At 58.8% G+C, this 6,000-nt stretch carries 10 protein-coding genes; all 10 read right to left on the bottom strand.

The genetic code is table 11. The annotated features are described in order from the left end of the window. Positions 1-127: 127 nt before the first annotated feature. On the bottom strand, positions 128-334 hold the full coding sequence (locus PMI12_RS28655; protein ID WP_157632144.1) for a hypothetical protein: 207 nt from the start codon (positions 332-334) through the stop codon (positions 128-130). Positions 335-434: 100 nt separating this feature from the next. Continuing rightward, positions 435-1,412, bottom strand: coding sequence for an IS5 family transposase (locus tag PMI12_RS05610; protein ID WP_007830058.1), 978 nt, complete (start codon positions 1,410-1,412; stop codon positions 435-437). A 64-nt stretch (positions 1,413-1,476) separates the two neighbouring features. After that, positions 1,477-1,875, bottom strand: a complete 399-nt coding sequence (locus PMI12_RS05605) for an SMI1/KNR4 family protein (protein ID WP_007830056.1) — start codon at positions 1,873-1,875, stop codon at positions 1,477-1,479. Between the two features lie 151 nt (positions 1,876-2,026). Next, positions 2,027-2,482, bottom strand: coding sequence for a DUF6368 family protein (locus PMI12_RS05600; protein WP_007830054.1), 456 nt, complete (start codon positions 2,480-2,482; stop codon positions 2,027-2,029). 549 nt (positions 2,483-3,031) lie between these two features. Continuing rightward, positions 3,032-3,478, bottom strand: coding sequence for a hypothetical protein (locus PMI12_RS05595; protein ID WP_157632142.1), 447 nt, complete (start codon positions 3,476-3,478; stop codon positions 3,032-3,034). Positions 3,479-3,654: 176 nt separating this feature from the next. Continuing rightward, entirely contained in the window at positions 3,655-4,089 is a 435-nt protein-coding gene (locus tag PMI12_RS05590) for a hypothetical protein (RefSeq protein WP_042672895.1), read from the bottom strand. Between the two features lie 71 nt (positions 4,090-4,160). Then, positions 4,161-4,478, bottom strand: coding sequence for a hypothetical protein (locus PMI12_RS05585; protein WP_007830052.1), 318 nt, complete (start codon positions 4,476-4,478; stop codon positions 4,161-4,163). A 65-nt stretch (positions 4,479-4,543) separates the two neighbouring features. Continuing rightward, the gene (locus tag PMI12_RS05580; protein WP_042672893.1) at positions 4,544-4,942 is read right to left on the bottom strand and encodes a hypothetical protein; all 399 of its coding nucleotides are present in this window, start codon (positions 4,940-4,942) and stop codon (positions 4,544-4,546) included. Positions 4,943-4,994: 52 nt separating this feature from the next. Then, complete coding sequence (locus tag PMI12_RS05575) at positions 4,995-5,312, bottom strand: toxin-antitoxin system YwqK family antitoxin (protein WP_007830051.1); 318 nt, start codon at positions 5,310-5,312, stop codon at positions 4,995-4,997. Positions 5,313-5,378: 66 nt separating this feature from the next. Continuing rightward, a complete protein-coding gene (locus tag PMI12_RS05570) occupies positions 5,379-5,819 on the bottom strand; it encodes a hypothetical protein (protein ID WP_007830050.1) in 441 nt (146 codons plus the stop codon). Positions 5,820-6,000 lie beyond the last annotated feature (181 nt).

Below are 6,000 nucleotides of genomic sequence, written 5' to 3'. Positions count from 1 at the left end.
GGCGTTTCCACACAGCCTCGGCCGACTGTAGCCGGCAACGCAGCAGGCGCCGAGGACCAAAACCAGAAGTTCGCTTCTCTCCAAAGCCGACGCTCGAAGTCACAGATTTAGTGTGGCGAGCTGTACGTCATTTTTGTGCAAGATACTGGTAGAGCTTGGGCGTCCGCTGGCGCCAGACACCAGAGGCCAGTTCGCGGAAAAATTGAGCGCAGTAGTCGCCAACAATCTTCCGTTCTACCTCCGGTGTGGTGCTACGAAACGGCGCCACCAGCTTGGACTCATAACCCTGTACAGCCGCCTCGTCAATCTGGCGACCTAGGGAATGTCTGATCAAGTCGTAAATTGGCTTGGTGACGAGTGTGCGTGTTGTGCCGCCGCGCTTGCGGGCTCATCGCGCCGGGCATCCCACGTGTTTGAAGGCCTCTTTGCTCCCTTCACGCTGCCTGCGGGCGCACCTGTCCCATCATCGCAATCAGTTTCTTCCTGGCCATCCACAGGTTCGACAGCGCAAACAGCGTGATCACATGCGCCGTGTTCTTGGCCAGTCCCTTGAACCTCACCTTCGCCAGGCCGAACTGCCGCTTGATCACCCGAAACGGGTGCTCCACCTTCGCCCGGATGCTGGCCTTCTGGTATTCCTGCTTGCGTGCTCTGGCCTTGGCTCGGCCCTCGGGCATCTTCGCCATGTCGCTGGGCCTGCCCGCAATGTGCCACTGCACATCCCGCTTGACTCGGCTCTGTGCTCCGCGATAGCCAGAGTCTGCCCACACCGTGTCCTCTTTGCCGTGCAGCAGATCATCCACCTGCTCCACGTCCGCTTCGTTGGCCGCGGTGGTCGTCACCGTGTGCACCAGCCCCGAGTCCGCATCCACACCGATGTGCGCCTTCATCCCGAAGTGCCACTGGTTGCCCTTCTTCGTCTGGTGCATCTCAGGGTCTCGCTCGCCGCTCTCGTTCTTGGTGGAACTGGGCGCCGCAATGATCGTGGCGTCCACGATAGAGCCGCGCTTCAAGAGCAGTCCCTTCCTGGCCAGATGGGCGTTGACCTGCTTGAAGATGTCTTCAGCCAGATCGCTGGCTTCCAGCAAGTGGCGGAAGTTCAGGATGGTCGTCTCGTCGGGGATCGCCTCCAGACCAAGTCCGGCGAACGTGCGCAGCGAGGCGATCTCGTACAAGGCTTCTTCCATCGCCGGGTCGCTCAGGGCGAACCAGTTCTGCATCAGGTGCACACGCAGCATGGCTTGCAGCGGGTAGGGGCGACGGCCTCGGCCTGCCACTGGATAGTGGGGTTCGATGACTTTGAGCAGCGCCTTCCAAGGCACCACCAGTTCCATCTCGGCAAGGAAGACTTCGCGCCTTGTCTTCTTCCTCTTGCCTGCTTGCTCGGCATCCGAAAAACTGATCTGACTCATCGCTCGTGCTCCTTTGCAGGGTTCAGTCCTTCATGCAAGAAACGTGCTCTTGATCAGACCTTCCCTAGGCAGGCTGCTCCCGCAGCATTGCTAAGAACGACGTGAACGTGCTGGCGACGCACACGTACTCGGACGACACGTGGGGACACCGGTAGAAGATGCCCGACCGCTCCTGAGCAAGCGAGAGGTACACGAATCCGCCGGACAAATCCCAGCCAACGATGAGCATTTTCGCGACGTCATCCCAACTGGCGTTATTCGCATCGTTCTCGAGTATTTCCTCCGCCGTGTGCATTCCATCCACGATACCGAACCGGCCGAAGGAAGTGCCGGCCGGCAACGGGAACTCGTAGCTATCGCCCAAGCCAGGACGCGCTCGGTTAGTTAGATAGTCCTTGTAGTCAGCGGGCAAGCTAGTGTCGAAGGCATGCTCAATGCGGCTGATTGCACCTTGGGTCGTCATTCGTCTGTCTTCTATTGGCCGCATGCGGCGGGGAAGCCGTCGTACCGATCGTAACGCCATCGACCCCTTGCGGTCATCGACGCCTGAAGACCTGTAGCTCCAAAGCTGACCTCCGAGCAGAACCGCCCCGCGTGCCACCGCTCCTCAACAATCAGACCAGGCGGAAATCCTCATAGCCGAGCCAGTAAGTCATGACGCTCGGGCTGATGACATCCACTCCGTAAGAGGTTCGGATTCGACCCTCGACGCCCTCGAAGGTCAGTACCGCGGGGACGCTGGTGACTGACTCAAGGTGGCCGTCAAGCGCGATCCATCCCTCATACGTCTGTGCCAGCTTGCAGGCAAGTGCGCCCAAGAGAATGTGGCTGACTTTGGCGCCGGTGTAAGTGGTGAGGCGTAGCGCTCCCAAGGGCGACCAGCCCATGAGTGACACACGGCGCTCATCCTCTTCCAGATCCGGAAACTCGAAATCGAAGGGCTGACCGCCCATCGAGAACTTGTGTTCGTCGAGTTGGAGTGCCCAATGACCAATTAGATCGGCGACCCGCGCTTGGTCGGGAGCGAGGAATGGCGAGGGCGTGAGCACAGTGACGGAATAGTAGGACATGAACGCAACTTAGGACGCGCGGGCAGCCGGCTGGCTGGCCGAAAGGGGACGCTCGCGAAAGACTGCATCTGGCCGACTGTAGGCGCACACAGGCTCGGCCGATGGCGGACGGCGGTTTTCAAGTGGATCTCGCGACTCGGCGGCCATCATCGTTGACACAGCGCGTCACTGACCATACCGCCTGAAAAAGATCTGCGGAAATCGTTGCCACGATGCCGTACTCCCTCTTCGTCGTTTCCGCTTCTTCCCATTCGCCTTCCGGAAGAACGCCATACTGATCGGCCGCACGCTCCCTGTCATATCTGAGAGCCGTCCCGTCTGACTTGACCTCTACGTAACGCACCCAAGTGCCGTCCGCTCCGATCTCCGAGTAGCACACGTACTCCTCGATTCCTAAGGTATTCCCACTTGAGCAGTAAAGGCGATACAACATAGATTTTTTCGGTGTCCGAGGTCGGCTTCCGATCAAAATGTGCGGAGGCCATGAGTGGCAGGTTCTGGCCGACTGTAGCCAAGCACGTCGCCCGTGCAAAGGGCCCTAAGCAGAAGTCAAGCCTTACGGGAAAAGGCATAGGCCCCAGCAATGCTGCCGAGCACTGGAACTCCCAACGAAATGGCTCTGAACAATAGTGGCATAGCGCCGTCGGCCGGACTGAGGAGCATGATGACGGTGAACGAGACTGTCAGAAGACCCGCCACAACGCCTTGAGCGATTGGTGCGCCACGACCGTAAGCAGCCGATACCCAGCCACACGCCAATGAAAAGAAAACTTCGGCGACAAGGTGAACGACCACGGGTAGCGACAGGTTGTACTGAAAAACGAACGCGTAGGCCTCTTGCAACGAGTGCCCTCTGCTAAGCAGCACCCGCAGCATCACGTTGCCCACAAGGGTGCCGACGTAAGACGGGCCGGCAATACCGACCGCGGCCCCCAGCAAGGCGGCGTTCCAGCTAAAGCTGCCAATAGGTCGACGGAGCGGGACGGTTGAAGACATGCTCAAACTCTTGGGAGATTTGGTGTTGATCGACGAATGCTCTTACACGCGCCAAGGTGCGCCGCGAGGATACCGAGTTGATCCGCAGCCAGGGCCAAAGCATCGTAGCCGGACGCAATGAATGTCTGCTGCTGGCCGCATTGTGCCGGCTGGGTGAACGGCCGGTTCTGGCCGCACTAAGACGGTCGCGCGGCCGCCTGCCGCTTCAGGATAGTTTGGAGCATTTCGTCGATGGCGACGTTGCCTGTCGCCTCCACGTGTTCTGAGACGGAAGCCAAGTATCCCTCCCAGTGCTCGGACGGCTCCTCCCACGGCATCTCGCGGAGCGTCCACCAGCGGTCAAACACTTGAATTGTGATGGCGTCGGAGCCAAGAACCCGGCGAGCGTCGCCGGGTGAGGACAGGAACTCGTACTCACGGACGCGCGCGAGGTAGAGCAGCTTCACAGCCATTGCAACCGCATCTTGGCGCCAGGCAGACCTATCGGCCCAGCTTCTGCTTGTCAGCAATGGCTCCAGAAGTATGTCTGCCTCCTCCGCGGTAAGGACAGAAGGGAACCTGGCCAGTGCAGCGACCGACGGCTCAATTTGGAAGTAGGTGGTGTGCTTCACAAGGTCGGTCGTCCTTCAAATTCTGGCTCGTAGTTGAAAGTCCGGTGTTGGCCGGTTTCTGTCTGTGCTGGCTAGTAGCCGGGTAGCCAAGGCTCCTGTTCGATAGCCGCAAGATTTCCCTCAGCAAGATGTCGGAACAGCTCGACAATCTTGCTTACGGGCACCTCATCCATGTGCCGTTCGCCCCTGCCCTCGGCTTCGAGATTCTCGAAGGTGATGTAGCCGCCCCGCGATACAGCCAAGCTCCATTCGGATTCATGGGTGACCGCCACTGAACCATGCTCGGTATCTTCCGGCCGATCTTCGAGCTCGCGCAGCAGCGCCAGGAAGTCCGAGTTGGGGCCGCCTGGGTCCATGCTGCCGTAACGGTGAGTCAGATTGAATGCCATGGTCGAAGGTGAAAAAGGCTAAGGGGCAAAGTCCGCTTGTAGCTGACGGTAGCCGGCCAGCGCGATTACAAGTCTCCTGCATCCTCTTCGACCGCCCAGTCCTTCATGTCCGGGACAACGCACTGGGCCACAAAGTCGAACACATCAGGATACGTCGCGACAACGATGTTCCACGTTCTCGGGGAGTCCGTTGAGCCGTTGCCAAACACAGGGTGAAAGTACACAACCTTGTCGGTAGGCAGCCCGTTCTCAAGCTCCAATCCCGCAAAATCCTCGCGATCTTGACGTCGCGCGAACACAAAAACTTCGCCACGTTGGACGTCTTCGCGGCGAAATGCATTGGCAGCGAATGCCATCTCATCCGCATCTTGAATGAAATGCCACGGCGTGAAGTGAGTCAGATCGAGAGAAAGGAACCAACGAAGCGCGTTTGGCCAAGCAGTGTCAATTTTTGAGCGTTCCATAGAGAGTCGACTTGTCTTGATTGTGGTGACTGACCGGTTGAATCCGCCACCGCTAGTCGCCGTAGTCTCTTACTGGGTCTTCCACCCCGTCAGACATCCAGAAGCGCCAAACCCCAACCTCTTTTCCCGAGCGGTACTGTCCTTCCGATGCAAGCACCCCGTTTGAGTGAAAGTCGCGCCACAAACCCTCCTCCTTGCCATCAGTGAAATGACCTTCGGAGGCCACGTTACCGTTCACGTGATACGCCAAAAAGAAACCATGAAGCACCCACCGAGTTCCATCCGGCGACATCACCCTTGCATAGCGAAACTTGATGGCCCCGGAGTCATAGGGGATCTCGGCGATGTTCAGGTCAGCTTCTGTGCTCATGTTCTTGCGTCACTGAGAGAAATGGCGGGCGACCATGAACGTCTGGTTCTGGCCGACTCCGGCCGATTATGTGGCCAGGCCATGCTCTCGAAGGGCTGATAGCCAGGCCTCCCCGTAGAGCGCAAGGCATTGATCTCCTAAGAGCACGTCGTCGAAGAATGCCGTCATCGACGCCGCCACGATGCGCATCGCACCCCCGTCGGTGTCCTCCTGCAGCACCGCGCCGCCCTTGTCGTACCGGAAGACAAAGCCGCTGTAGTCGCTTGCAAATTGAACACTGCGGTCATCGGAGCCGGCTCGAACTGCATCGAGGGAGGCTATTCGAATCTCGTCGAGACTTGACCCTCCCCAGCGGGAGAGAAGGTCAACATGGGCAGCGCTCAAAGGCCAAGGTCTTTGAGCGCTGAGCGCGAGGACTTCTGTCTCAGCGGGAGGCTCGGAAAACTTGCAGAGTGCTGGCTTCAGGAACCCCGAATCGAGGGCACCTTGAAGCTTTTGGAATCTCATGGGGGCATGCTCCTCAACGTCTGCTGTTGGCCGATAGTACCTATTCGAGCGAGCCTTTCGAAGGCTGGCAGTCGCTGCATGGCCGTCCTTCGTGTGCGCCCGCTTCAGACTGTTGCGAGACAGGCCTGCACGCCTGACTATCTCGCGAATGCACAACCAATCATTTCATTTGCATCTTTTA

Source organism: Variovorax sp. CF313, from assembly GCF_000282635.1.
Taxonomy (GTDB): domain Bacteria; phylum Pseudomonadota; class Gammaproteobacteria; order Burkholderiales; family Burkholderiaceae_C; genus Variovorax.
This window is presented reverse-complemented; position numbering and strand designations above follow the sequence as displayed.

Excerpts from the sequence above, each read along its gene's own strand:
- PMI12_RS05610 (WP_007830058.1), bottom strand. The coding sequence starts at position 1,412 with ATGAGTCAGATCAGTTTTTCGGATGCCGAGCAAGCAGGCAAGAGGAAG.
- PMI12_RS05605 (WP_007830056.1), bottom strand. The coding sequence starts at position 1,875 with ATGACGACCCAAGGTGCAATCAGCCGCATTGAGCATGCCTTCGACACT.
- PMI12_RS05600 (WP_007830054.1), bottom strand. The coding sequence starts at position 2,482 with ATGTCCTACTATTCCGTCACTGTGCTCACGCCCTCGCCATTCCTCGCT.
- PMI12_RS05595 (WP_157632142.1), bottom strand. The coding sequence starts at position 3,478 with ATGTCTTCAACCGTCCCGCTCCGTCGACCTATTGGCAGCTTTAGCTGG.
- PMI12_RS05585 (WP_007830052.1), bottom strand. The coding sequence starts at position 4,478 with ATGGCATTCAATCTGACTCACCGTTACGGCAGCATGGACCCAGGCGGC.
- PMI12_RS05580 (WP_042672893.1), bottom strand. The coding sequence starts at position 4,942 with ATGGAACGCTCAAAAATTGACACTGCTTGGCCAAACGCGCTTCGTTGG.
- PMI12_RS05575 (WP_007830051.1), bottom strand. The coding sequence starts at position 5,312 with ATGAGCACAGAAGCTGACCTGAACATCGCCGAGATCCCCTATGACTCC.
- PMI12_RS05570 (WP_007830050.1), bottom strand. The coding sequence starts at position 5,819 with ATGAGATTCCAAAAGCTTCAAGGTGCCCTCGATTCGGGGTTCCTGAAG.